At 72.8% G+C, this 23,540-nt stretch carries 22 protein-coding genes and 1 tRNA gene; 13 read left to right on the forward strand and 10 right to left on the reverse strand.

What is annotated here, in order from left to right:
• The first annotated feature begins 1 nt into the window (after position 1).
• Genes JX575_RS00115 through JX575_RS00130 form a run of 4 tightly spaced genes read left to right on the forward strand, consistent with a single transcriptional unit; the run spans position 2 to position 2,984 of the window.
• Entirely contained in the window at positions 2–730 is a 729-nt protein-coding gene (locus JX575_RS00115; protein ID WP_186339703.1) for an SURF1 family protein, read from the forward strand.
• Between the two features lie 10 nt (positions 731–740).
• Positions 741–1,121 (forward strand): DUF3817 domain-containing protein, encoded by a 381-nt coding sequence (locus tag JX575_RS00120; protein ID WP_206054463.1) that lies wholly within the window; start codon positions 741–743, stop codon positions 1,119–1,121.
• 19 nt (positions 1,122–1,140) lie between these two features.
• Positions 1,141–1,971, forward strand: a complete 831-nt coding sequence (locus JX575_RS00125) for a patatin-like phospholipase family protein (protein ID WP_186339704.1) — start codon at positions 1,141–1,143, stop codon at positions 1,969–1,971.
• Positions 1,968–2,984, forward strand: a complete 1,017-nt coding sequence (locus JX575_RS00130) for a 1-acyl-sn-glycerol-3-phosphate acyltransferase (protein WP_241005270.1) — start codon at positions 1,968–1,970, stop codon at positions 2,982–2,984. The genes JX575_RS00125 and JX575_RS00130 overlap by 4 nt, the downstream gene beginning before the upstream one ends.
• A gap of 117 nt (positions 2,985–3,101) precedes the next feature.
• On the opposite strand, the gene JX575_RS00135 is transcribed toward JX575_RS00130, so the two are convergent.
• Positions 3,102–3,914 carry a hypothetical protein gene (locus JX575_RS00135; RefSeq protein ID WP_186339705.1) on the reverse strand — a complete coding sequence of 271 codons (813 nt, stop codon included), beginning with the start codon at positions 3,912–3,914 and terminating at the stop codon, positions 3,102–3,104.
• Between the two features lie 203 nt (positions 3,915–4,117).
• Here JX575_RS00135 and JX575_RS00140 point away from each other — a divergent pair, with 203 nt between their 5' ends.
• Positions 4,118–4,630 (forward strand): peptidylprolyl isomerase, encoded by a 513-nt coding sequence (locus tag JX575_RS00140; RefSeq protein ID WP_186339706.1) that lies wholly within the window; start codon positions 4,118–4,120, stop codon positions 4,628–4,630.
• Between the two features lie 51 nt (positions 4,631–4,681).
• The gene (locus tag JX575_RS00145) at positions 4,682–5,626 is read left to right on the forward strand and encodes a rhomboid family intramembrane serine protease (RefSeq protein ID WP_186339707.1); all 945 of its coding nucleotides are present in this window, start codon (positions 4,682–4,684) and stop codon (positions 5,624–5,626) included.
• Between the two features lie 279 nt (positions 5,627–5,905).
• On the opposite strand, the gene JX575_RS00150 is transcribed toward JX575_RS00145, so the two are convergent.
• Positions 5,906–6,358 carry a cell division protein CrgA gene (locus JX575_RS00150; RefSeq protein WP_186339708.1) on the reverse strand — a complete coding sequence of 151 codons (453 nt, stop codon included), beginning with the start codon at positions 6,356–6,358 and terminating at the stop codon, positions 5,906–5,908.
• Positions 6,359–6,448: 90 nt separating this feature from the next.
• On the opposite strand from JX575_RS00150, the gene JX575_RS00155 reads away from it, so the two are divergent.
• Positions 6,449–7,201, forward strand: coding sequence for a DUF881 domain-containing protein (locus tag JX575_RS00155; RefSeq protein WP_186339709.1), 753 nt, complete (start codon positions 6,449–6,451; stop codon positions 7,199–7,201).
• A gap of 49 nt (positions 7,202–7,250) precedes the next feature.
• Here the strand turns inward: JX575_RS00155 and pknB are convergent, their stop codons facing one another.
• Genes pknB through JX575_RS00190 form a run of 7 tightly spaced genes read right to left on the reverse strand, consistent with a single transcriptional unit; the run spans position 7,251 to position 15,978 of the window.
• Entirely contained in the window at positions 7,251–9,083 is a 1,833-nt protein-coding gene (gene pknB, locus JX575_RS00160; RefSeq protein WP_186339710.1) for a Stk1 family PASTA domain-containing Ser/Thr kinase, read from the reverse strand.
• The gene (locus JX575_RS00165; RefSeq protein ID WP_186339711.1) at positions 9,080–10,657 is read right to left on the reverse strand and encodes a serine/threonine protein kinase; all 1,578 of its coding nucleotides are present in this window, start codon (positions 10,655–10,657) and stop codon (positions 9,080–9,082) included. The genes pknB and JX575_RS00165 overlap by 4 nt, the downstream gene beginning before the upstream one ends.
• Entirely contained in the window at positions 10,654–12,114 is a 1,461-nt protein-coding gene (locus JX575_RS00170) for a penicillin-binding protein 2 (RefSeq protein ID WP_186339712.1), read from the reverse strand. Before JX575_RS00170 ends, JX575_RS00165 begins: the two co-directional genes overlap by 4 nt.
• Positions 12,111–13,517, reverse strand: coding sequence for an FtsW/RodA/SpoVE family cell cycle protein (locus JX575_RS00175; protein ID WP_186339713.1), 1,407 nt, complete (start codon positions 13,515–13,517; stop codon positions 12,111–12,113). Before JX575_RS00175 ends, JX575_RS00170 begins: the two co-directional genes overlap by 4 nt.
• A 13-nt stretch (positions 13,518–13,530) precedes the next feature.
• Entirely contained in the window at positions 13,531–14,778 is a 1,248-nt protein-coding gene (locus JX575_RS00180; RefSeq protein ID WP_186339714.1) for a protein phosphatase 2C domain-containing protein, read from the reverse strand.
• Complete coding sequence (locus JX575_RS00185) at positions 14,778–15,266, reverse strand: FHA domain-containing protein (RefSeq protein WP_186339715.1); 489 nt, start codon at positions 15,264–15,266, stop codon at positions 14,778–14,780. The genes JX575_RS00180 and JX575_RS00185 overlap by 1 nt, the downstream gene beginning before the upstream one ends.
• The gene (locus JX575_RS00190; RefSeq protein WP_186339716.1) at positions 15,259–15,978 is read right to left on the reverse strand and encodes a DUF3662 and FHA domain-containing protein; all 720 of its coding nucleotides are present in this window, start codon (positions 15,976–15,978) and stop codon (positions 15,259–15,261) included. The genes JX575_RS00185 and JX575_RS00190 overlap by 8 nt, the downstream gene beginning before the upstream one ends.
• Before the next feature lie 207 nt (positions 15,979–16,185).
• Here JX575_RS00190 and JX575_RS00195 point away from each other — a divergent pair.
• Positions 16,186–16,272: transfer RNA gene (locus JX575_RS00195), tRNA-Leu, on the forward strand.
• 140 nt (positions 16,273–16,412) lie between these two features.
• Here JX575_RS00195 and JX575_RS00200 read toward each other — a convergent pair.
• Positions 16,413–17,315, reverse strand: a complete 903-nt coding sequence (locus tag JX575_RS00200) for an EamA family transporter (protein ID WP_186339717.1) — start codon at positions 17,313–17,315, stop codon at positions 16,413–16,415.
• A 72-nt stretch (positions 17,316–17,387) separates the two neighbouring features.
• Between JX575_RS00200 and JX575_RS00205 the strand changes: the two genes are divergently transcribed.
• From JX575_RS00205 to JX575_RS00225, 5 genes are all read left to right on the forward strand, one after another.
• Entirely contained in the window at positions 17,388–18,278 is an 891-nt protein-coding gene (locus JX575_RS00205) for a LysR family transcriptional regulator (RefSeq protein ID WP_186339718.1), read from the forward strand.
• A gap of 267 nt (positions 18,279–18,545) precedes the next feature.
• On the forward strand, positions 18,546–19,091 hold the full coding sequence (locus JX575_RS00210) for a hypothetical protein (RefSeq protein ID WP_186339719.1): 546 nt from the start codon (positions 18,546–18,548) through the stop codon (positions 19,089–19,091).
• Between the two features lie 4 nt (positions 19,092–19,095).
• Positions 19,096–19,704, forward strand: a complete 609-nt coding sequence (locus JX575_RS00215) for a signal peptidase I (protein ID WP_186339720.1) — start codon at positions 19,096–19,098, stop codon at positions 19,702–19,704.
• A gap of 123 nt (positions 19,705–19,827) precedes the next feature.
• Positions 19,828–20,307 carry a hypothetical protein gene (locus tag JX575_RS00220; protein ID WP_186339721.1) on the forward strand — a complete coding sequence of 160 codons (480 nt, stop codon included), beginning with the start codon at positions 19,828–19,830 and terminating at the stop codon, positions 20,305–20,307.
• Positions 20,308–20,628: 321 nt separating this feature from the next.
• Complete coding sequence (locus tag JX575_RS00225; protein WP_186339722.1) at positions 20,629–23,499, forward strand: cation-translocating P-type ATPase; 2,871 nt, start codon at positions 20,629–20,631, stop codon at positions 23,497–23,499.
• Positions 23,500–23,540: the final 41 nt, after the last annotated feature.

The following is a 23,540-nucleotide window of genomic DNA, read 5'->3' on the forward strand; positions in this document are numbered from 1 at the left end:
CGTGACCGCCCCCCGCCGACCCAGCCTGTTGATCGACGTCGCGGCTGCGGCGTTGGCGCTGGTGCTGGTGGGGATCGCCGGGATGCTCGGCAAGTGGCAGTACGACGCCTTCGAGGCAGACCGCGCCGCCGAGGCACGCGACCTGACCGACGTCGCGCCGGTGCCGCTGACCGACGTGATGGGCAACGACGACCCGTTCCGCGCCTCCGACCTCGGCCGCCCGGTCGAGGTGTCGGGCCGGTGGCTCGACGGCGGCTTCTGGGTCGCCGACCGCGAGGGGTCCGGCGAGCCCGGCTACTGGGCCGTGGCGCCGCTGCAGACCGGCGACGCCGCCGTGCTCGTCGTCCGCGGGTGGGCCCCCGAGCCCGACCCCGACCTGCTCGCCGTGTCCGGCGAGGCCGAGGTGACCGGGTGGCTGCAGGCGCCCGAGGCGACGATCGTCACCGACGACGACCCCGACGACGACGTCTTCCCCGAGATCCGCGTCGCCGACGCCGTCCAGCGCGTCGACGTCGACCTCTGGTCCGCCTTCATCATCAGCGACGAGCCCGGCCCCGGGCTCGAGGAGGCCGAGCTCGAGTCGCTGCCCTCGCCGAGCCGCTCGACCGGCATCCGCAATCTCCTGTACGCCGCCGAGTGGTGGGTCTTCGGTGCCTTCGCCGCCTACATCTGGTGGCGCTGGCGCCGCGACGCCACCGCTCCCGAGATGCGCTCACCGAGCGCTGGATAGGTTGACCGCCGTGTCACGCAACCTCACCGTCTACCGCGTCATGGCCTCCATCGTGGGGGTCCTGCTCGTGGTGCTCTGCCTGGTCGGCGTCCCGCTGGCCAACTTCGACGGCTCCCCCATGTGGGGCCTGTTCGACAGCACGCCCGCCTGGGTCACCCCCGGCTCCGACGCCCAGCACGTCGGCGAGCTGATCACGACCTACCTCGGCGTGGCCCACGGCTGGCTCTACATGATCTTCCTCTTCAGCGCGTTCCTGCTCTCCCGTCGCGCCGGGTGGGACCTGCCGTTCACCCTGGTGACGCTCGTGTGCGGCACGATCCCCGTGCTGTCGTTCTGGGCCGAGCACCGCGCCACCCAGCGGGTGCGCGCCGAGCACCCCGAGATCGCCTGATCCTCACTAGGGTCGTGCCATGGTCACCGCGTTCGTGCTCGGCGGCGGCGGCGTCCTCGGCGCGGTCGAGGTCGGCATGCTGCGCGCGCTGCTCGAGCGCGGCATCGTCCCCGACCTGGTCCTCGGCACCAGCGTCGGCGCCCTCAACGGCGCGATGGTGGCCAGGCGCCCCGAGCCGGCGGTCGTCGACCGGCTGACCGAGCTGTGGGCGGCCACCGCGCGCGGGCGCGACGTCTACGGCGACCGCCCGCTGCGCACCGTGCGGCGGGCCGTCTCCAGCGGCACCCACATCTACTCCTCGGAGCCGCTGCGCGCGCGGCTCGAGGAGGAGCTCGGCGACCTCCGCTTCGAGGACCTGCCCGTCCACCTCGAGGTGTGCGCCGCCAGCATCGAGCGGGCCGCCGAGCACTGGTTCACCAGCGGCCCCCTCGTGCCCGCGATCCTCGCCAGTGCCGCCGTGCCCGGCCTGCTGCCGCCCGCGGAGGTCGACGGCGAGCACTTCCTCGACGGCGGGCTGGTCAACTCCATCCCGGTCGGCCGGGCCGTCGAGCTCGGCGCGACGCGCGTCTTCGTGCTCCAGGTGGGCCGCATCGACCGGCCGCTGCGCGTGCCGACCCGGCCGTGGGAGGTCGCCCGGGTGAGCTTCGAGGTGGCCCGCCGGCACCGCTTCACGCGCGACATGGCCACCATCCCCGAGGGCGTCGAGGCGCACGTGCTGCCGGCGGGCGGCACCTCGTCGCGCGACGACTCGCTGCTCGCCCACCGCGACTTCTCCCGCGTCCAGGCGCGCATCGACGCCACGTACGCCGCCTCGCGGGCCTACCTCGACGCCGAGCTCGGCGCGTCGTGAGGCGCCCCCTCGTCTGGGCGCTGCGCCGCCTGGTCGTGGCCCCGGCCGTGATCGGCCTGACGGTCCTCATGTGGGTGACGCTGCCGGGGTGGCTGCTGGTGGCGGCCGTGCTCTCGCCCGCGCTGCCGGGACGGTGGCGGGCGCTGCGCGTGCTCTGGCTGGCGCTGCTCTACCTCACGTTCGAGACGCTGCTGCTCGCCGTGCTGCTCGGGCTGTGGCTGGCCAGCGGCTTCGGCTGGCGGATCCGCTCGCCCTACTTCTCGGGGATCCACTACGACCTCGTGCAGGGCACGCTCATCGTGTTCTTCCGCGAGGCCCGGCGGGTGCTGGCGCTGCGCATCCGCACCGACGGGCCGCACCCGTCGCGCTGGCCCGACGCCCCGGTGCTGGTGATGTGTCGCCACGCCGGGCCCGGCGACTCGTTCATCCTCATGTACGCCCTGCTGCACTGGTACCACCGCGAGCCGCGGGTGGTGCTGAAGAACACCCTCGCCTGGGACCCCGCCATCGACGTGATCCTCAACCGGGTCCCGGCGCGCTTCATCTCGCCCGACCCGGTCGCCGGCGAGGACCTCGAGTCGCAGATCTCCTCGCTCGCCACGGGCCTCGACGTCAACGACGCGTTCGTGATCTTCCCCGAGGGCGGCAACTTCACCCCCGCCCGCCGCGACCGCGCCATCGCCCGGCTGCGCCGGCTCGGACTGGAGCGGATGGCGGTGCGCGCGGAGGAGATGACCCACGTGCTCGCCCCGCGGCCCGGCGGCGTGCTGGCGGCGCTGGAGGCCGCACCCGAGGCCGACGTGCTGATGGTGGCCCACACCGGGCTCGACCACATGCTCACCGTCGCCGACGTCTGGCGCGAGCTGCCGATGGACAAGCAGATCACCATGCGCTGGTGGCGGGTCGCGCGCGAGGAGATCCCGGCCGACCGCGACGCGCGCATCGAGTGGCTCTACCACTGGTGGGAGCGCATCGACGACTGGATCGAGGACAACCGCCCCGAGCCGGTCTGAGCCGGCCGGTCCCGAGCCTCCCGGCTCCGGAGACGCGTACGGGCGGTGCGTGGGGCGGCTCCCCCGGTCGGAGGCTCCGCTCACGCACCGCCCGTGCGGCGCTGGTGTGGCTGGGTGTCAGCCCTTCCTGGGCACGTCGTCGATGTCGATGACCTCGGCAGGGCTGTCGGGGTCGGAGGGGCTGTGCGCCTCCTCGACCGAGTCGCTGATCGCCTCGCCCGGGGCGCCGCCGCCGACGTCGTCGGTCGCGGGGGGCTCGGCGGTCACCACGTCGTCAGCCGTGACGTCGTCGGGCAGCGGGTCGGTGAGCGGGTCGCCACCGGGGGCGGCCGACGTGCTCGCCGGGGAGGCGGGCGTCGGCGGCGGGGACGCCATCGTGGTCGAGGCCGGCTTCGGCGGAGCGGGCGGCACGTAGGTCGACTGCCAGTTGGCGTCGGCGTCCTTCTTGGCGCGCAGCTTGCTGAAGACCAAGCCGCCGACGGCGAGCAGCCCGCTGACGAGCAGCAGCTTCTTCAGCTTGCCGCCCTTGGGCTCGGGCTCCACGCCGCGCAGCTCGTTGACCTTGGCAATCGCCAGGTCGCGTCCCTCGGCGGCGCGCTCGGCGGCGAGCGTCGCGGCGGCGGCCGCCTTCTCGGCAGCGCTCACCTTGGCCTCGGCGAGCAGCGGGCCGGCCTTCTCCCGCGCCTCGGCGGCCTTCACGGCGGCCAGCGCGGCGCCGGCGGCGGCCGCCTCGCTCGCGCGGGTGCGTCCCTCCTCGACCAGCGGCTGGGCCTTCTCGCGCGCTTCGGCCAGCGCGGGCCCGGCCTTGTCCATCGCCTGCTCCCAGGTCGACTCCAGCTGGGGGATGACGGTGTCGTTGACGGTCTCCGAGAGCTGCTCCACGTAGTCGTGCGCGCGGTCCATCAGGGACTTCTTGCGGCCGAAAGGCATGCGTGACCTCCTCTGTCAGTGTGGGTCCATCTCACCACGGGGACCCTGAGGCGACCAGCCCCGGCCGGGTGGGCGGGAACGCGCACTGTCAGGGGTCGCCCGCCTCGTCGTCGGATGGGCCCGTCGTGGCAGGATCGAGTCGGGCGGCAGCCGACTGCCGTGCCACCACAGAAGGACCAGACCCACAGCTGAGAGGCACTTCCATGGCCGACCCCAAGGCGATCTTCAAGACCAACCGGGGCGACATCGTCGTCAACCTGTTCCCCCACCACGCGCCCGAGACCGTCGAGAACTTCATCGGCCTCGCCGAGGGCACCAAGGACTACCGCGACGACGCCGGCCGGTCGGGTGAGAGGTACTACGACGGGCTCGGCTTCCACCGCGTCATCGACGGCTTCATGATCCAGGGCGGTTGCCCGCTCGGCACGGGCACCGGCGGCCCGGGCTACACGTTCAAGGACGAGATCCACCCCGAGCTGGTCTTCGACAAGCCCTACCTGCTCGCCATGGCCAACGCCGGCCCGGGCACCAACGGCTCGCAGTTCTTCATCACCGTGGCCGCGACCCCGTGGCTCAACCGCAAGCACACGATCTTCGGCGAGGTGGCCGACCAGGCCAGCCGCGACGTGGTCGACGCGATCGCCACCACGCCCACCGGCGCGATGGACCGCCCGCAGGAGCCGGTGGTCATCGAGTCGGTCGTCATCGAGCGCTGACCCGCCCGCCGCCGCCCGCGACGCGAGACACGACCCAGCCATGACCCAGCCATGACGGAGCCGCCCCAGGGGCCGGCTGCGGACCAGTCCGCGGCCGGGGTGCCCACCTGCTACCGGCACCCCGACCGCGAGACCTGGATCCGCTGCCAGCGGTGCGAACGGCCGATCTGTCCCGACTGCATGCGCGACGCCGCCGTGGGCTTCCAGTGCCCCGACTGCGTCAAGCAGGCCGCCCAGGGCTCGCGCCAGAACCGCGCCCTGTACGGCGGCGAGCGCAGCGCCGACCCGCGGCTGACGTCGTACGTCATCATCGGCATCAACGCGCTCGTCTGGCTCGCGATCGCGGTCACCGGCGGCAGCCGCTCCCGGCTGGTCGACCTGCTGGCGCTGCGGCCCGACGGCTACTGCGCGCCCGGCGACGGCTACATCTACGACCAGACCCACCCGGCGTGCACCAGCGCCGTCGCGCGGGAGGTGCCGGGGGTGGCCGACGGCGCCTGGTGGCAGCTGATCACCAGCGTGTTCACCCACGTCGAGATCTGGCACGTGGCGCTCAACATGTTCGCGGTCTTCATCCTCGGCCCGACGCTCGAGGGCATCGTCGGGCGCAGCCGCTTCCTCGCGGTCTACCTCGTCAGCGGGCTCGCCTCCTCGGCGATGGTGATGTGGCTGAGCTTCGAGTACGGCTCGACGGTCGGTGCCTCGGGCGCGATCTTCGGGCTGCTGGGTGCGCTGCTCGTCACGGCCCGCAAGGCGCGGCTCAACTCCCAGTGGCTCGTGCAGAACCTCGTGCTCGGCGTCGTGATCACGGTCGTCGGCTGGCGGATGATCTCCTGGCAGGGACACCTCGGCGGCCTCCTCGGCGGCATCGCGGCCGCCGCGATCATCGCCTACGCGCCGAAGTCACACCGCTCGCTCGTGCAGTGGACCGGGCTCGGCATCCTCGCCGTCGCCCTCGTCGCCGTCTCGCTCGCCCGGGCCGCCTCCTTCACCTGAGCGCCGGCCTCCGGCCCCCGCCACCTCGTCGTACGACGGTGGCGGGGGCCGTCTGCGTGCGGGCGCGGGACGGTCGGTCGTGCACAGGTGTGCACACACCTGTGGATAACTACACCGATGTAATTCTCCACAGAGGTTCTCCACAGTGTGGAGAACCGGGCGGACCCGAAAACGACTCGAGCGGTGGGAGAGACGCCTCCCCTTCCCCAGGAAGGCGCCTCACCCACCGCTCGAGGCGACGGATGCCGTGGGGCCCGGATCACCGGGCCAGGGGAGAACCTACTCCCACTTGGTCGCGAAGCTGAACCCGACCGCCATGAAGGCGATGCCGACGACGAGGTTCCACTGGCCGAGGTCGTTGAGGATCCACAGCTTGGAGAGGTCGTCGGAGAAGACGTAGAACGTGCAGATCCACAGCAGGCCCACCAGGAAGCAGCCCAGCATGCCGACCACGACGCCCCGGCCGCGGCCGAGCGGGGTCGAGGGGTGGGCGGAGATCATCAAGCCGAGCATCAGCAGGCCGAAGCCGATCGCGTAGTTCCACTTGCCGAGGTCGGCGATCGCCTTCGGGCTGCCCTCGACCGGGGGGAACGCGGTCGGGTTGCCGCGACCCTCGACGTAGTAGAAGACCAGCCACGCGATGCCGACGACGACGAGGAGCAGGGCGATCAGGAACCTGGGGGTGAAGAGCGAGGTCTTCTCCGCAGAGGTGATCGTGGGGGACTTCGACACTGCTTCTCCTGGGGCTGGTGTGCGGGTCGCGGCGAGTGGGAACGCCGGGCGCGGGCGGCAGGCGCCCGACGGGGGGTTAGCGTAGTCGGCATGCCGCCCCCGCCCCAGTCGTCCCCCGGGCGCCGGCGCGCGTGGCGCGTGGCGACCCCGGTGGTCGTGCTGCTCAGCGGGGCGCTGTTCGCCGTGAGCGCCGAGCAGGCCGACGGCTTCGACCTGCGCGGCGGGCGCCTCACCGACCTGGCCTCCGTCGTCCGCGCCGAGCGCGACGAGGCGGCCGAGCTGACCGCCCGGGCGGCCGCGCTCAACACGGAGGTCGAGGCGCTCAGCGCCGAGCTCGGCGACCGCTCGGTCGGCCGCGTCCAGGACGAGATCGCCACGCTGGTCGACCCCGCCGGGCTGACGGAGAGGGCCGGACCGGCGGTGCGGGTCACCCTCGACGACGCCTCCGAGGAGGCGCGCGCCTCCTACGAGGGCGACCCCAACGACCTCGTCGTGCACCAGCAGGACATCCAGGCGGTCGCCAACGCCATGTGGAACGCCGGGGCCGTCGCCGTCACCATCCAGGGCCAGCGCCTGATCTCGACCACGGGCATCAAGTGCGAGGGCAACCAGGTGACGCTGCACGGCATCCCCTACTCCCCGCCCTACGTCATCGTCGGCATCGGCGACCCGGCTGCGATGCAGGCCCAGCTGACCACCGACCCGATCCTGGGGATCTACCGCGACTACACCGCGATCCCCGGCGGCGGCGTCACCTGGGACATGGCTGCCCTCGACGCGGCCGTCGCGCCGGCCTACGAGGGGCTGCTCGACCTCACCTACGCCACCCCGATGCAGGAGTAGCCGACCGGCCCGGCAGCCGGCGTACGTCCCGCGCTCCGGGTCGCGGTGCTCAGTCGCGCCGCGGTGCCTCGGGGCGTTGCGCCGCAGGACGGCCGTCGGGCGTCTCGGTCGGCGGCTCCGGGGTCTCGGTGGGGGGCTCCGTCGTCGGGGTCTCCGTGGGCGTCGGCGTCTCGGTGTCGGGGGTCTCGGTCGGCGTCTCGACCGGCTCCTCGTAGTCGGAGACGAAGAGCGTCACGGTGCTGCCCTGGTCGGCCGTGCCGCCGGCGGGGATCTGGTCGACGACCGTCCCCTTGGGCTCGGTCGACGAGGCGTCGATGCGCACGCTCGGCACGAAGCCGGCCTCGGTGATCTGCCGCTCGGCCCGGCGCTGGGGCAGCCCGCGGACGTCGGGCACCTGCTCGGGCCCGTCGGAGAACACCAGGGTCACCGTGGTGCCCTCGGCCACGGCAGTGCCGGCGGGCGGCTCGGTGCGCAGCACCTGGAAGCGCGGCTCGTCGGAGTCCTCCTCCTGGAAGCGCACCTTGAGGTTCTGCGCCAGCATCGCGGCGCGTGCCTCCTTGCGGAGCGTGCCCACCACGAACGGCACCTCCACCTCGGGCTTGCCCAGCGACAGCACGAAGTCGACGGAGGTGTCGGGGTCGGCGAACACGTCGCGGTTGGGGTCCTGCTGGATCACGGTGTCGGCCGGGACGGTCTCGGAGGTCTCGCGGGTGATGCGACCCACGCTGAAGCCCGCGTCGCCGATGGCGATGCGCGCCTCGTCCTCGGTGAGGCCGACGATGTTGGGCACGGGCTTCCGCTCCGGTGCGTCGTCGAAGAGCATCCCGTTGACCAGGTAGGCGCCACCGGCGAGCAGCGCGACGACGAGGATCCCGCCGAGCACCCACCACGCGGCCCGGCCGCGGCCCCGCTCGTCGCGCCCAGGGGGCGGGGAGGCCGCCATCGTGGAGGTCGCGTCGGCCGGCGGGGCCGGCGGGACGTAGGCCGTCTCGGCCGTGGCCGGCGCGACGGCCGGTGCCTGGATCGGGTGGCCGGAGAGGTAGCGCTCGATGTCGGCGCGCATCGCGGCGGCGCTCTGGTAGCGGTCCTCGACGCGCTTGGCGAGCGCCTTCATCACGATGGCGTCGATCTCGGGGTCGAGCTGGTCGTCGAGGTCGGACGGCGGGGCCGCCGGCTCGCGCACGTGCTGGTAGGCGACCGCCACCGGGCTGTCGCCGACGAACGGCGGCCTGCCGGTGAGGAGCTCGTAGAGCAGGCAGCCGGTGGAGTAGACGTCGGAGCGCGAGTCGACCGTCTCGCCGCGGGCCTGCTCGGGGGAGAGGTACTGCGCGGTGCCGACCACGGCGGCCGTCTGGGTCATCGTCGACGACGCGTCGGACATCGCGCGGGCGATGCCGAAGTCCATCACCTTGACGTCGCCGGACGGCGTGAGCATCACGTTGCCCGGCTTGATGTCGCGGTGGATGATCCCCGCGCGGTGGCTGTAGTCGAGCGCCGACAGCACGCCCGCGGTGATCTCCAGCGCCCGCTCCGGCAGGATCTTGCGGCCCTCGCGCAGGATCTCGCGCAGCGTGCGTCCCTCGACGCACTCCATCACGATGTAGGGCTGCGCGACGCCCGACCCGTCGGTGGCCATCTCCTCGCCGGTGTCGTAGGTCGCCACGATCGCGGGGTGGTTGAGCGACGCCGACGACTGCGCCTCCCGGCGGAACCGTGCCTGGAACGTCGGGTCGCTGGCGAGGTCGGTGCGCAGGCGCTTGATCGCCACGGTGCGGCCCAGGCGGCGGTCCTTGCCCTTGCGCACCTCGGCCATGCCGCCTCGGCCCAGGAGCTCACCGAGCTCGTAGCGGCCGCCGATCAGCGTCGGCTCCGGCTGCGTCATCCCTCGTCGTTCCCTTCGTCGTCCTTCTGTTGGCCGGCAGCGGCCGCGCCCCAGTAGCTGACCGTGACCCGGTCGCCCTCCTGCAGCGTGCCGCTCGGCTCGACCGACTCCACGGTGCCCTCCGGCTGCTCCCCGGGGTTGTCCAGCTCCACGGGCACCGGCTCGAGGCCGAGGTCGCGCAGCTCCTGCTCGACGTCGCCGTGGTCGCGGCCGACGTAGGCGCCCGGGTCGACCTCGACCGTGGGGGCCTCGGTCTCGGTGGGCGTCTCGGTGGGTGTCTCGGTGGGCGTCTCGGTCGGGGTCTCCGACTCCGTCTCGCTGGGCGACGGGCTCGGGGTCCGGGTGGGCGACTTGGTGGGCGACTCGGACTGCTCGCTCGGGGAGTCGCTGGGCTGCTGCGAGGGGGACCGGTCGCCCGAGGTCGTCTGCTCGTCGGTGGGCGACGGCGAGTCGTCGTCGCGGGTGCCGAGCCAGAACGCCACCAGCAGGGCCAGCACCACCGCGACGATCCCGACGATCGTCGGCCACGGCGTCGTGCGTCGGCTGCCGGGGGTGGGCGCGGGCTCGGCGGGCGTGGGGGCCGGCGGCGGTGCGGCCGGGGCGACCCGGGTGGCCGCGACGTCGCTGGCCGGGTCGCGGTCAGGGTCGGGGGCGGCGACGGGCGCCACGACGGTGGCGTCCTCGTCGGGCGTCGAGGCGTCGGAGGAGGTCGCGGGAGAGGAGCCGGCGTAGGAGGCGGGGGAGCGCAGCGCGCGGGCGAAGGCCGTGCCGTCGGGGAAGCGGTCGCCGGGCGACTTGGCCAGCGAGCGGCGTACGACCGCGGCGAGGTCGGCGGGCACGGTGTCGGGCAGCTCCGGCACCGGGCGGCGCACGTGGGCGATCGCGGTGGCGACCGGGGTGTCGGCGACGAACGGCTTGCGGCCGGCGAGGCACTCGAAGGCGACGACGCCGAGGGAGTAGACGTCGGACGCGGCCGTGGCGGTCTCGCCCTCGGCCTGCTCGGGGGAGATGTAGGCGGGCGTGCCCATCACCTCGCCGGTCTGGGTGAGCGCCATGCCCTCGGCGGCGCGGGCGATGCCGAAGTCGGTGACCTTGATCCGCCGGTCGGGCGTCACGATGAGGTTGGCGGGCTTGACGTCGCGGTGCACGATGCCGGCCGCGTGGGCGGCGCCGAGGGCGTCGGCCGCCTGGGCCAGCAGGTCCTGGGTGGCGGCGGGGTCGAGCGGCGCGCCCGGGCGCAGCAGCGCCGAGAGCGGCTGGCCGTCGACGAGCTCCATCACCAGGTAGGGGCGCGGGGTGCCGGAGCCGTCGCCGGGCGCGCCCTGGCCGTAGTCGAAGACCGACGCGATGCCGGGGTGGTGCAGCGCGGCGGCGTTGCGGGCCTCGGTCTCGAAGCGGCTGCGGAACAGCGGGTCGTCGGCGTACTCGGCCTTGAGCACCTTGACCGCGACGGCGCGGTCGAGCACGGTGTCGCGCGCCGACCACACCTCGCCCATGCCGCCGGTCGCGATGCGCGACTCGAGGACGTAGCGGTGGGCGTCGTCGACGTGGCCACCCGGGGCGAGCACGGTCATCGGGTGATCACCGCCTCCATGATCGACTTGGCGATCGGGCCGCCGAGGCGGCCGCCTCCGATCTCGGAGCGGGAGGTGTCGCTCGACTGCACGAGCACCGCGACGGCGACCTTGGGGTCGTTGGCGGGGGCGAAGGAGACGAACCACGCGTAGGGCGGGCGGTCCGCCGTGGACTGGGCGGTGCCGGTCTTGCCGGCCACCTCCACGCCCGGGATCTGCGCGGGGGTCGCGGTGCCCGACTCGACGGTGGCGACGAGCATCTTGGTCAGCTCGTCGGCGGTGGTGCTGGAGACGGCCTTGCTGATGCTCTGCGGGTCGGTGCGGTCGAGGACCGACAGGTTGGGCGCGCGCACCTCGTCGACGACGTAGGGGCGCATCACGTCGCCGTCGTTGGCGATCGCCGCGGCGACCATCGCCATCTGCAGCGGCGTCGCGGTGACGTTGGACTGGCCGATGCCGGACAGGGCGGTCTGCGGCGGGTCCATGTCGCGCGGGTAGAGCGACTCGGCCTGCCCGCCGAGGTCCTCCAGCGACGTGGAGTTGAAGCCGAACGCCTCGGCCTGGTCGGCCATCGCCTCGACCCCGAGCTCGTTGGCGAGGCTGAGGAAGGTGACGTTGCAGGAGACCTGCAGCGCCTGCGTCAGGGTGATCCGGCGCCCGCCGCAGTTGCCGCCGTCGTAGTTGCCGACGGTCGTGGTGGACTGCGGCAGCTTGAACCGGAAGCCGCCCGGCACCTGCGAGTCGGCGTCGTAGTTGCCCGACTCGATCGCGGCGGCGGCGGTGACGAGCTTGAACGTCGACCCCGGCGGCAGCGTCGTGCCGATCGCGCGGTTGACCAGCGGCTCGCGCGGGTCGGCGTTGAGCTCCTCGCTGAGCTCGGCGACCGCGCCGAAGTCGTGGGAGGCGAAGTTGTTGGGGTCGAAGGTCGGGGTGGACGCCATCGCCAGGACCCGGCCCGTCGTGGGCTCGAGCGCCACCACGGCGCCCTGCGCGTCGCCGGGGAGGTTCTCCAGGCCGGTCCAGGCGGCGTCCTGGGCCGCCGGGTTGACGGTGAGCTGGACGTTGCCGCCCTTGGGGTCGGTGTTGCTCAGCATGTCGACGAGGCGGGTGACGAACAGGCGCGAGTCGTCGCCGGCGAGCACGGCGTTCTGGGAGCGCTCGACCCCGGTCTGGCCGTACCACGAGAAGTAGCCGGTGATGGGGGCGTACTTGAACGGCTGGGAGTAGGTGCGCTGGAACTTGTACTTGTCGTCGGAGGGCACGCTGCGTGCGATCGCGTCCTTGCCGACGAGGATCGCGCCCCGCTCGCGGGAGAACGCCGCGGTGATGATCCGGCGGTTGCGCGGGTCGTCGGACAGGCTGTCGGCCCGGACGTACATCAGGTAGGTCGCGTTGACGAGCAGCGCGAGGAACAGGACCAGGCAGAAGACCGAGAAGACCCGGATGGGCTTGTTCACCGCAGCCTCACCACCTGCGTGCTCTCGCTGTCGGCGCCGGCGTCGTCCACCGGGTCGAGGCGCGGGGCGGGACGGCGGGCCTGGTCGGAGATGCGCAGCAGCAGCGCGATCAGGACCCAGTTGGCCACCAGCGAGGAGCCTCCGTAGGACAGGAACGGGGTGGTGAGGCCGGTCAGCGGGATCAGGCCGGTGACGCCGCCGACGACGACGAAGACCTGGAGCGCGACGATCGCACCGAGGCCGACGGCCAGCAGCTTGCCGAAGCCGTCGCGCGAGATCAGCGCGGTGCGCAGCGCACGCTCCACGATGAGGCCGTAGCAGAGGATGACCGCCATGACGGCGGTCAGGCCGAGCTCCTCACCGATCGCGGCGACGATGTAGTCGGACTCGGCGTAGGTGATCCGCTCGGGGAAGCCGTTGCCCAGGCCGCGGCCGATGAGGCCGCCCCAGCCCATGCCGAACATCGCCTCGACCGGCTGGTAGCTGCCCGGCGAGGACTCGTAGTAGTCCATCGGGTGCAGCCAGAAGTTGAAGCGGTTCTGCACGTTGCCGACGAACGTGTAGGCCGCGAGCGCGCCGACGGCGAACATCAGCCCGCCCACCACGAGCCACCCGGGCCGCTCGGTGGCGACGTAGAGCATCACCAGGAACAGGCCGAAGAAGAGGAGCGAGGAGCCGAGGTCGTTCTGCAGCACCAGGATCATCATCGAGACGCCGAACATCGCCAGGACCGGGCCCAGGTCGCGCCCGCGCGGCAGGTCGATGAACACCACCCGCCGCCCCGCGAGCGCGAGGGCGTCGCGGTGCAGCACGAGGTAGCCGGCGAAGGTGATCACCAGCAGCACCTTGGCGACCTCGCCGGGCTGGAAGCTGAAGCCGGCCACGTTGATCCAGATGTTGGCGCCGTTCTTGCCACTGCCGATGACGGGCAGGAAGGGCAGGATCAGCAGCACGATGCCGAGCAGGCCGGCGGTGTAGGTGAAGCGCTGCAGCACCCGGTGGTCGCGCAGGAGCACGAGCGTGGCGACGAAGAGCGCGACGCCCAGCGTCATCCAGATCAGCTGCTGGCGCGCGAAGGTGAAGTTGGGGCGCCCCAGCGCCTCGTAGGTGAGGTCGAGGCGGTGGATCACCGCGAGCCCGAGCCCGTTGAGGGCCGCGACGAGCGGCAGCAGCACCGGGTCGGCGTAGGGCGCGACCAGGCGCACGGTGATGTGGGCCCCGACGATCAGCGCGGTCAGCCAGCCACCGTAGCCGACGAGGTCGGCGGGCACGACGCCCTCGACACCGAGGCCCACGGCCGCGTAGGCGCCGATGCCGACCACCAGCGCCAGCACGAGCAGGAACAGCTCCGCACCCCGGCGTCGCCGGTGCACGAAGCCCATCAGGGTCCCGGTCTGACTCATCGCACTCGTCCCGTCACCCTGGGTCGACGTCCTGGCGTGCGGCGTAGTTGTCCACGGTCAGGTGGGCGTCCTCGAGGTCGTCGGCCTCGATGCCCTCGCGCACCGTCTCGGCGTCGATGTCGCTGAGGCGGGTGAGCTCGACGTCGGTGACCTCGTAGGGGTGGGACAGCGAGATGCCCGGGAGGTCGGCGTCGATGCCGCGGAAGATCGTCACCCTGCCGTCGTCCTCGGCGACGTAGAACTGCTGCTGGCTCCACGACCAGGCGGCGGCGAGCACCACCCAGCCCAGGCCGAGCAGCACGGCCGCGACCAGCAGCCGCCGCAGCAAGGCGTAGCGGCCGGGGTCGCGGGGCGCGTAGCGCGCGGCCTCGGGGTCGATGGGGTCGGCGACGTAGGCGCCCTCGGGCACGTCGTCGGGCACGGGCGGGATCTCGCCGGTGTCGCCGGAGCGGTGGCCGCGGAACAGCCCGCCGACCGCGCCGCTGAGCGGGAGCCGTCGCGGCAGGTCGGCGGCCGCGCCGACGAGCAGCGGGGCGAGGTCCTCGGGCGGCGCCTCGTCGAGGACGTCGGCGACGATGCAGGTGACGTTGTCGGTGCTGCCGGCCTCGAGGCTCGCCCGGACGAGCTCGACGGCGGCGAAGTCGGGCGTGCCGGTGGAGAGGATGTCGGCCATCCGCTCGTCGGTGAGCGTGCCGCACGCGCCGTCGCTGCAGACGAAGATGCGGTCACCGGCCTCGGCGGGCACCTCGAAGAGGTCGGGCTCCTCGTGGCGCACGCCGTCGAGCGCCTTGAGGATGAGGTTGCGGTGCGGGTGGGTGCGCGACTGCTCCTCGGTGATCCGCCCCTCGTCGATGAGCGACTGGACGAAGGTGTGGTCGTGGGTCAGCCGGCGCAGCTCGCCGTCGCGCAGCAGGTAGGCGCGGCTGTCGCCGATGTGGCCGATGCCGAAGCGGTGGCCGTCGAAGAGCGCGACGGTGGCGGTGGTCGAGGTGCCGTTGAGGCCGGGATCCTCCTCGACGAGCTCGGCGATGCGGTCGTCGGCGCGGTGCACCGCGCCCGCCACCTGGCCGAGGATGTCGTCGTCGGGCTCCTGGTCGAGCTTGCGCAGCGCCTGCACGGCGGTGCTGGAGGCGAGGTCGCCGCGCACCGCGCCGCCGACGCCGTCGCACACCGTGAGCAGCCAGGGCCCGGCGTAGCCGCTGTCCTGGTTCTCCCGGCGGACCCGGCCCACGTCGGAGATCGCGGAGTAGTGGAGGTACATCACTTCCTCAGCTCCAGGATCGTCTTGCCGACGCGGACCTGGACGCCGGGGCCGATGGTGGTGGGCTGGGTGATGCGGACGGGGCCGACATAGGTGCCGTTGGTGGAGCCGAGGTCCTCCACGAACCACTCGTCGCCGCTCGCGGCGACGCGGGCGTGGCGGGTGGAGACGTAGTCGTCGTCGAGCTTGATCGCGGCGTCGCTGCCGCGGCCGATGAGGAGCGGGGCGTCGGCGAGCTCGGCGCGCACGCCGGCGTTCTCCCCCTCGACCACGATGAGATGGGTGGGCGCTCCGCGGCGCGGCTTGCGGGGCGCCTTGGTCTTGGTGGCCTTGGCCTTGCGGCTCGGCGCCGGCGCGCCGTTGCGCGCGGTCTCGGGCACGCGCGCGCCGAACATGTCGGAGCGGATGACCGAGATCGCCGACAGCACGAAGATCCAGAGGATCGCGAGGAACGCCATCCGGATCAGGAACAGGGTCAGCTCAGACATTCCAGCCCCCGGCCTCGTCGCGACCGCCGTCGATGCGGACCGTCATGTCGGTGTGGCCGATGCGGAGCGTGGAGCCGTCGCGCAGCCGGGCCCGCGTCACCTTCGACCCGTCGACGAGGATGCCGTTGGTCGAGCCGAGGTCGACGGCCTCGACTCCGTCGATGCTCACCACGAGCTCGAGGTGGCGCCGGCTCACGCCGGGATCGTTGATGCGCAGGTCGGCCTCGGTGCCGCGGCCGATCACCAGGCCTGGGGGCCGCAGCGGGTGCCGGGTGCCGTTGACCTCGAGGGTGGCGTGCGAGGAGCGCGTACGGGTGCGCTGGTCGTTGTCGGTCACGCTCGCCTGCGCCTTGGAGCGGATGCGGAAGCGGCCGGTCGTCAGGTCGTCGGCGGTCTCGAAGGCGATGCCGATGGGACCGGTGAACACGTAGCCCTGGGCGTCCGCGTGGTCCTGGAGCTGGTCGACGAGGTCCTGCTCGAGCGCGCGGCCCAGGCCGACGATGCGCTCGAGGTCGGTGGCCGACAGCTCGACGTGGAAGTCGTTGGGGACGAGCCGGCGCTGGCGGCTGAGCACCTGGGCGTTGTTGTCGCACTCGCGCTGGAGGGCCGCGGCGATCTCGACGGGCTGGACGGCGCTGCGGAAGGCCCGGGCGAAGACACCGGAGATCACGGTCTCGAGCCGCTGCTCGAAGCGCTGCAGCGGGTTCGGCATCGGGCCTCCTCTCGTCGCGCTCGGTCGGATCGTCGTGGGCGGGCAGGCATGACCCACCGCCCGGCCGGTGCGGCCGAGCGTACCGGCCGCCCGCCCCCTCGCCACGGTGCCGCCCCGGTCGGCCCGGGATCGCCGCGCCGGTCCGGCACGACCTCCCGGCCGATTGGGAGCCAGCCTCGGCCGTGGGGTAGCCTGAGCCCGCTTCTGGCGCGAGTGGCGGAATAGGCAGACGCGCACGGTTCAGGTCCGTGTGTCCGAAAGGACGTGGGGGTTCAACTCCCCCCTCGCGCACCACGAGCAGGAGCGGTTCGGGTCGAAGCCCGGATCGCTCATGTGGCAGAAGGGCTCCTGACCTCGATCGAGATCAGGAGCCCTTTCTGGTCCAACGTGGGTCCGGGCGGGCGCCACCTCACCGCACCTCACCTCACCTCACCTCACCGCACGAGCTCGGGGGCGGGGTCCGCCTCACGCGCGGCCCCTCGGCCCCGGGACGGACGCAGCGCCACCAGCACCCCGACGAGCAGCAGCGCACCGCCGCCGAGCTCAGCCGCGTTGGGCCGCTGGTCGAGCAGCGCCCAGGCCGACGCCATGGCGACGACAGGGGCGAGCAGCACCCACGGCACCACTGCGCTCGACGGCCAGCGGGCGAGCAGGCCGTTGAAGATGCCGTAGCCGACCAACGAGGCGAGGCCGGCGGTGTAGACGGTGGACACCGCCGCCTGCCACGAGAAGCCGGCCAGCGCGGTGGCCACCGCGGACGGCCCGTCCACGACGAGGGAGAGCGCGAGGAGGGGGAGCGGCACGACGAGCGCCGACCACACCGTGAGCGACAACCCGCCGGGCACCTTCGCGGCACGGGCGACGACGTTGCCGATGCCCCACGAGAGCGCGCCGAGCAGGCACAGCACCAGGGCGGCGAGCGGGACCTGGCCACCGCGACCGAGCCCGACCACGACGAGCCCGGCGGTGCCGACCACGACGCCGCCGACCTGGAGCGGCGTCGGGACCTCGCGCAGCGCACCGGCCGCGATGACGATCGTGAAGACCACCTGTGCCTGGAGGACGAGGGCCGCGAGGCCGGGCGGCATCCCGGCCGCCATCGCGAGGTAGAGGAACCCGAACTGGCCGAGCGACATGAACACGCCGACCGCCGCAATGATCCGCCACGGCGCGTCGGGCCGCGGGACGAGGAGCACCGCCGGGAGCACGACGGCAGCGAACCGGATCGCCACGAACAGCAAGGGCGGCACGTCGGCCATGCCCCAGTCGATGACGACGAAGTTGAATCCCCAGATCGTGGCGACGAGGGCGGCCAGCAGGGAGTCGCGGAGGTTCACGTCCTCAGTCTGCGGTGCGCAATCATGAAGCACCAGCGAACGATCGTTCACCTCACGCGGTAGCGTTCCTGCATGATCGATCTCGCCGCTCTCACCAGCCTGCGGGCCGTCGACACCCACGGGAGCGTCGCGGGCGCCGCGGACGCCCTCGGCTTCACGCCCAGTGCGGTGTCGCAGCAGGTGAAGCGACTGGAGAAGCAGACCGGGGTCGCGCTGCTCGAACGGGTCGGGCGAGGGGTGATGCTCACCGCGCACGGACGCCGCCTCGTCGACGACGGCTCGCGTCTCCTCACCGAGCTCGAGAGGATCGAGTCCGGGCTCCAGCGCGATGCCGGCCGAGTCACCGGCCGGCTGCGCGTCGCCGCGTTCTCGACGGCGATGCGCGGGCTGGTGGCCGCGTCGGTGCGCGACCTCCTCGACCGCCACCCGGAGCTGTCCCTGACGCTGACCGAGCGCGAGCCGTGGGACACCGTCGACCTCGTCGCCGCCGGTCAGCAGGACCTGGGCATCGTGCACCAGTGGGGCGACGTGCCCCTCCACCTGCCCGACCACCTCGTCAGCGTGACCATCGCCCGCGACGTCGCGGACGTGATCGTGCCGCGCGACCACCGCCTCGCCGGGCGTACCCGCGTCTCCCCGCGCGACCTCGTCGACGAGGCGTGGGTGGCCACGCCCGAGGGGTCGATCTGCCGGCAGTGGCTGCGGCGGATGTACGACGGCACCGGCCGCGCTCCCCGCATCGCCCACGTCGCGATGGAGTTCGACTCCCACCTCGCCCTCGTCGGGGCCGGGCTCGGCATCGCCCTCGTGCCGCGGCTGGGGAGGTCCGCGCTGCCCGACGACGTCGTCGCGGTGGCCGCGCACCGCCCGGTGCCGTCGCGCGAGATCACCGTCGTGCACCGCGCGTCGATGGCCGAGTCGCCCGCGGTCCGCGCAGTCGTCGACGCCCTCGGCGCCACCTGAGAGGCGGCCGCGCCGCCCACGGGATGACCAACGTCACGTCCGCCGGCATTGGGCGCTCGCTCGGTGGCCGTCAGAATTTTCCCGTCGGCGAGCGTCCACGACGACCGTCGGGTCGCGGCTCCGCCGCCCCGGTCGTGTTCCCTCCCCCGGTGGTGCCGGCGGAGGACCGCCTGCGAACCCGGGCGGGTGGTCGACGGGTCGTGCCCGGACGTCCTGGCGCGCGCCGACCGTCATCCGGCGAACGCCGAACCGAAGAAAGGAGCAGACATGACTACGACCGACGTCGTAGCCGTTGACCAGGACCGCGACAAGCGCCGCCGCCGCGGAGCGATCGTCCGCTTCGCGCTGGCCAGCGTCGCCGTGCTGGGCGTCGGAGCGGCCCTGACCAGTGCCACGTGGACCGACGACGCATGGTTCGACGGCGGCGCGAGCGCCGTCGAGAGCGTCGAGCTGCAGGCCAGCGTCGACGGTGGCACCACCTGGTACGACGCAGACACGGAGAACCAGGCCGTGTCGATCCCTGCCGACGCGTTCAAGGACCTCAACCAGGGCGCCGACAAGACCTTCAGCCTGCAGCTGAAGAACGCCGGCAGCGTTCCGCTGACCCTCGGCAAGGGCGTCCTGACCACGGAGGGTGCCCTGTTCGAGGGGACCGCGCCGGCGACGGCCACCATCCACGACCCGTCGTCGTCCCAGCTCGACGCCGGTGCCACGGACACGGTGATCCTGCAGGTCACCACCCCTGACGACTGGCCCGAGGACTACCAGGGCACCGAGGGGACGATGACCCTGCAGTTCACCGGAGAGTCCTGACGAGATGGCGGGCCGCGCGGTGGCCGTGCGCGTCCTGCGCACGGCCGCTGACGTCCTCGTCTGGGGCCTCGCCGTCATCGGGGTCCTCAGCCTGGGGCTGTGGTGCGCGACCACGCTGGGTGTGATCAAGCCGCTCATCGTCGTCTCCGGGTCCATGGAGCCGGAGATCATGACCGGCGACCTGGTGGTCGCCACCCCGGTGCCGATCGAGGACGTCGAGGTCGGGGACGTGCTGTCCCTGCACAACGACGTCTCGGACCGGCTCGTCACGCACCGCGTCATCGACGTGGCGCAGCACGACGACGGGTCATGGCACGTCCGCATGCAGGGCGACGCCAACGACAGCCCGGACGCCGGGGAGTACGTCGTCACCGACGACACGGTGCTGTCCCCGCGCTGGCAGTTCGCTGGCGTGGGTGATGCCTGGCTGCGGCTGACCCAGCCGAGCGTCGCCGTGCCGCTCGTGATCGCGGTCGCGGCGATCCTCGCGCTCAGCCTGATGCCCCGCCCCGGCCCTGTCCCGGCGGGGAGGCGGCAGGACGCGGCACGCGACCCGCACGACGACGAGGCGACACGCGACCTGGTCGCCGCCTCGTCGCACGACGCCCGCTAGGGCCCTGCTGGGCGCGGCCGGCGCAGGCCCGACCGCGCCCAGTCCCACCCCTTGCCCTGCCACGACCCTGCCACGACCCTGCCGAGACCCCTGCCAACCTGATGAGAGAGAAGGAGCCACAGCATGACCTGGCCCGCCACGCGACGGCGTCTGCTCGCCGCGATGGGCACCCTCGTGGCGGTCGCCCTGATCGTCGCCACGACCGCGGACCGGACGGTCGCGGCGTGGAGTGACGGAGCGGTGTTCGCCACCCGGGCCACGTCCGGCACCTGGGCCACCGCCGGCGGCGACTCGTGCGAGGTGTTGGACAACGCCACCGGCGAGGTCGTCGGGACCTGCACCGTCGACGACGTGAGGTTCGACGCCGGGTGGGAGAACGGCACCAGGTTCTACGTGACCGTTGGTGGCTTCCAGCCGAGCAGCGACAGGGTGGCCCGGGTCAGCGTCGACCTGTCGGAGCACAGCTCCGACTGGGACTTCACCCGAGGATTCGCGCAGATGGACAGCGGCCAGGACGTCACCTGGTCGGCGCCCGTCATCACCTTCACGACCTACCCGTGGGGCGCCCCGCCCTTCAGCGGCACCTACAACCACCCCACCTGACACCCTGGCGCGCGGCCTGGGCACGCCGGCCGAGGCGCCGCTCACCCCCGACGAGGCGCTGGCCGTGCTCCGGCGGCTGTTCGGCGGCTACCTCGGCCTGGCTCCGGAGCCGCACCGCCCGTAGCCGGCGGCAGCGAGGCCGAGTCGGCGCATCCTGACCGCCCGAACCCGTCGAGTCGGCTCATCTTGGCGTCAGCCGTGTCAGGACGCGACGACTCGACAGACGATCCGCGTCCGTCCGGGGTGCGCCCCGAGGCGTCCGGCACGTCCGGGACGGCCGCCGGAGGCGCATGATGGACGGATGAGCCGAGTGGTGTCGTGATGCCGGAGCCGGTCGATCCGTCCCAGGTCGACGCCGAGGTGCTGCTCGGCCGGCTCGAGGTGGATCCGGCGACCGGCCTCTCGACCGAGGAGGCACAGCGCCGCCTGCGCCGCGACGGGCCCAACGAGCTGCGGGCCAAGAAGCCGGTCCCGACCTGGCGCAAGATCCTGGCGCAGTTCGAGGACCCGCTGGTCTACCTGCTGCTGGCCGCCATCGCGATCTCGACGATCTCGTGGTTCGTCGAGGGCGGCGAGGGGGTGCCGGTCGACGCCATCGTGATCGCCGCGATCGTGGTGATGAACGCGGTGCTCGGCTACACCCAGGAGGCCAGGGCCGAGGACGCCGTCGCGGCGTTGAGCACCATGACCGCGGCCTCCTCGACGGTGCTGCGCGACGGGCGGCTCCAGGTGGTGCCGTCGGCCGAGCTGGTGCGCGGCGACGTGCTCGTCCTCAACGAGGGCGACGCAGTGGGCGCCGACGGGCGACTGCTGAGCGCGACCGCGTTGCGCGTCCAGGAGGCGTCGCTGACCGGCGAGAGCGAGGCCGTCACGAAGTCCCCGGCCACGCTGGAGCGGCTCGTCCCCCTCGGTGACCGGGTGGACATGGTCTACAAGGGCACGGCGGTGGCGCAGGGCGTCGGTCGCGCCGTGGTCACCGGGGTGGGCATGTCGACCGAGGTCGGCGCGATCGCCGAGATGCTCGACGCGACCGTGGAGGAGCCCACCCCGCTGCAGACCGAGGTCGGCCGGATCGGCCGGATGCTCGGCATCATCGTGGTCGTCATCGCCGTCGTCGTGATGGCCGTGATCGTGGTGGTGCAGGGCGTCAGCACGGCGAGCGACTTCGTCGTCGTCCTGCTCCTCGGCGTGTCGCTCGCGGTCGCCGCGGTGCCCGAGGGCCTGCCCGCGATCCTGTCGGTCGTCCTGGCGATCGGCGTCCAGCGGATGGCGCGGCGCAACGCCGTGGTGAAGCGGCTCGACTCGGTCGAGGCCCTCGGCTCGGCGTCGGTGATCTGCACCGACAAGACCGGCACCCTGACCCGCAACGAGATGACGATCGAGCGCCTGGTCACGGCGTCGGGCCGCGCGGACGTCAGCGGCGTCGGCTATCGCCCCGACGGGGCGGTGACGGCCGGCGGTGGCGACCTGAGCGAGCAACAGCTGGCCGAGGCGCGGCTGCTGCTGGGCGCCGGCTCGCTCGCCAACAACGCCCAGCTGAGCGAGCGCGACGGCGAGTGGACCATCCAGGGCGACCCCACCGAGGCGGCGTTCCTGGTGGCCGCGCGCAAGCTCGAGGGCGTCACCGAGCGGTTGGAACGCTTCGAGCGCCGCACCGAGATCCCGTTCACCTCCGAGCGCAAGATGATGTCGACGCTGCACGAGGAGCGCCCCGACGGCACCCGCCTGCTGTTCAGCAAGGGGGCGCCTGACGTCCTGCTCGCCAACTGCACCCGCCAGCAGGTGGGTGCGACGACGGTCCCCCTCACCGACGCGGCCAGGGCCGAGCGCCTCGCCGAGGTCGAGGCCCTCTCGGGCGAGGCGTTCCGCACCCTCGGCGTCGCCTACCGCGTCGTCGACGACCCGGACGAGGCGCCGCCCGACGGATCGGCAGGCGCGGACGACCTCGACACGAGGCTGGAGCACGACCTCGTCTACGTCGGGGTGGTCGGCATCATCGACCCGCCGCGGGTCGAGGTGGCCGCGGCGATCGCCGAGGCGCACCGCGCCGGGATCAGGGTCATCATGATCACCGGCGACCACCCGACCACGGCTCGGCGCATCGCCACCGACCTCGGCATCGTCGGACCGGGCGCGCGGGCGGTGACCGGGACCGAGCTCGACGGCCTCGAGGGCGACGCGCTGCGCGAGGTCATCCGGGAGGTGTCGGTCTACGCCCGGGTGGCGCCGCAGCACAAGCTCATGCTCGTCGACGCGCTGCAGGACGACGGGGAGATCGTGGCGATGACCGGCGACGGCGTCAACGACGCCCCGGCGCTGAAGTCGGCCGACATCGGGGTCGCGATGGGCATCACCGGCACCGAGGTGACCAAGGAGGCGTCGCGGATGATCCTGGCCGACGACAACTTCGCCACGATCGTCGCGGCCGTGCGGCAGGGCCGCGTCATCTTCGACAACATCAAGAAGTTCCTGCGCTACCTGCTGTCGTCCAACATGGGCGAGGTGCTCACCGTGTTCCTCGGTGTGGTTTTCGCCGGGATGCTCGGCCTCAGCGCGGCGAGCGACGAGGCGATCGTGCTGCCGCTGCTCGCCACGCAGATCCTCTGGATCAACCTGGTCACCGACTCCACGCCGGCGCTCGCCATGGGCGTCGACCCCGAGATCGACGACGTGATGGCCCGCCGGCCGCGCCGGCTGACCGAGCGGGCGATCGACGGGCGCATGTGGGGGGGCATCGTGACGGTCGGCCTGGTGATGGCGCTGGTGGCCCTCTTCGCGATCGACCTGTTCCTGCCCGGCGGCCTGGTCGAGGGCAGCGACACGTTCGAGGTCGCCCGGACGGCCGGCTTCACCACCCTGGTGCTGGCCCAGCTCTTCAACGCGCTCAACGCCCGCTCGGAGACCACCAGCGCGTTCCACGGCCTGTTCGCCAACCCGTGGCTGTGGGCGTCGATCGCGCTGGGCGCGGTCCTCCAGCTCGCCGTGGTGGAGGTGCCCTTCCTCCAGGTCGCCTTCGGCACCCACTCCCTCGACCTCGCCCACTGGGGCGCGTGCGTGGCCCTGGCGTCGGTGGTGCTCTGGTACGACGAGGTCCGCAAGGCGATCATCCGGGCACGGTCCGCCTCGTCGCCCGCGGTCGAGGACGCACCGGCGGACCGGATGGCGGGGGCGGCGTCGGGTCAGCGCAGGTAGCGGCGCACCACCAGCCGCTGCTGGTCGACCGGGGCAGACTG

The sequence above is a fragment of the Nocardioides sp. zg-1228 genome (assembly GCF_017086465.1).
Classification (GTDB): Bacteria; Actinomycetota; Actinomycetes; order Propionibacteriales; family Nocardioidaceae; genus Nocardioides.

What these genes read in the sequence shown, in the direction of transcription:
- JX575_RS00185 (WP_186339715.1), bottom strand. Translation starts at nt 15,266, where the DNA reads ATGTCTGAGCTGACCCTGTTCCTGATCCGGATGGCGTTCCTCGCGATC.
- JX575_RS00125 (WP_186339704.1), top strand. Translation starts at nt 1,141, where the DNA reads ATGGTCACCGCGTTCGTGCTCGGCGGCGGCGGCGTCCTCGGCGCGGTC.
- JX575_RS00205 (WP_186339718.1), top strand. Translation starts at nt 17,388, where the DNA reads ATGATCGATCTCGCCGCTCTCACCAGCCTGCGGGCCGTCGACACCCAC.
- JX575_RS00145 (WP_186339707.1), top strand. Translation starts at nt 4,682, where the DNA reads ATGACGGAGCCGCCCCAGGGGCCGGCTGCGGACCAGTCCGCGGCCGGG.
- JX575_RS00210 (WP_186339719.1), top strand. Translation starts at nt 18,546, where the DNA reads ATGACTACGACCGACGTCGTAGCCGTTGACCAGGACCGCGACAAGCGC.
- JX575_RS00180 (WP_186339714.1), bottom strand. Translation starts at nt 14,778, where the DNA reads ATGTACCTCCACTACTCCGCGATCTCCGACGTGGGCCGGGTCCGCCGG.
- JX575_RS00220 (WP_186339721.1), top strand. Translation starts at nt 19,828, where the DNA reads ATGACCTGGCCCGCCACGCGACGGCGTCTGCTCGCCGCGATGGGCACC.
- JX575_RS00215 (WP_186339720.1), top strand. Translation starts at nt 19,096, where the DNA reads ATGGCGGGCCGCGCGGTGGCCGTGCGCGTCCTGCGCACGGCCGCTGAC.
- pknB (WP_186339710.1), bottom strand. Translation starts at nt 9,083, where the DNA reads ATGACGCAGCCGGAGCCGACGCTGATCGGCGGCCGCTACGAGCTCGGT.
- JX575_RS00140 (WP_186339706.1), top strand. Translation starts at nt 4,118, where the DNA reads ATGGCCGACCCCAAGGCGATCTTCAAGACCAACCGGGGCGACATCGTC.
- JX575_RS00135 (WP_186339705.1), bottom strand. Translation starts at nt 3,914, where the DNA reads ATGCCTTTCGGCCGCAAGAAGTCCCTGATGGACCGCGCGCACGACTAC.
- JX575_RS00175 (WP_186339713.1), bottom strand. Translation starts at nt 13,517, where the DNA reads ATGAGTCAGACCGGGACCCTGATGGGCTTCGTGCACCGGCGACGCCGG.
- JX575_RS00190 (WP_186339716.1), bottom strand. Translation starts at nt 15,978, where the DNA reads ATGCCGAACCCGCTGCAGCGCTTCGAGCAGCGGCTCGAGACCGTGATC.
- JX575_RS00165 (WP_186339711.1), bottom strand. Translation starts at nt 10,657, where the DNA reads ATGACCGTGCTCGCCCCGGGTGGCCACGTCGACGACGCCCACCGCTAC.
- JX575_RS00225 (WP_186339722.1), top strand. Translation starts at nt 20,629, where the DNA reads ATGCCGGAGCCGGTCGATCCGTCCCAGGTCGACGCCGAGGTGCTGCTC.
- JX575_RS00155 (WP_186339709.1), top strand. Translation starts at nt 6,449, where the DNA reads ATGCCGCCCCCGCCCCAGTCGTCCCCCGGGCGCCGGCGCGCGTGGCGC.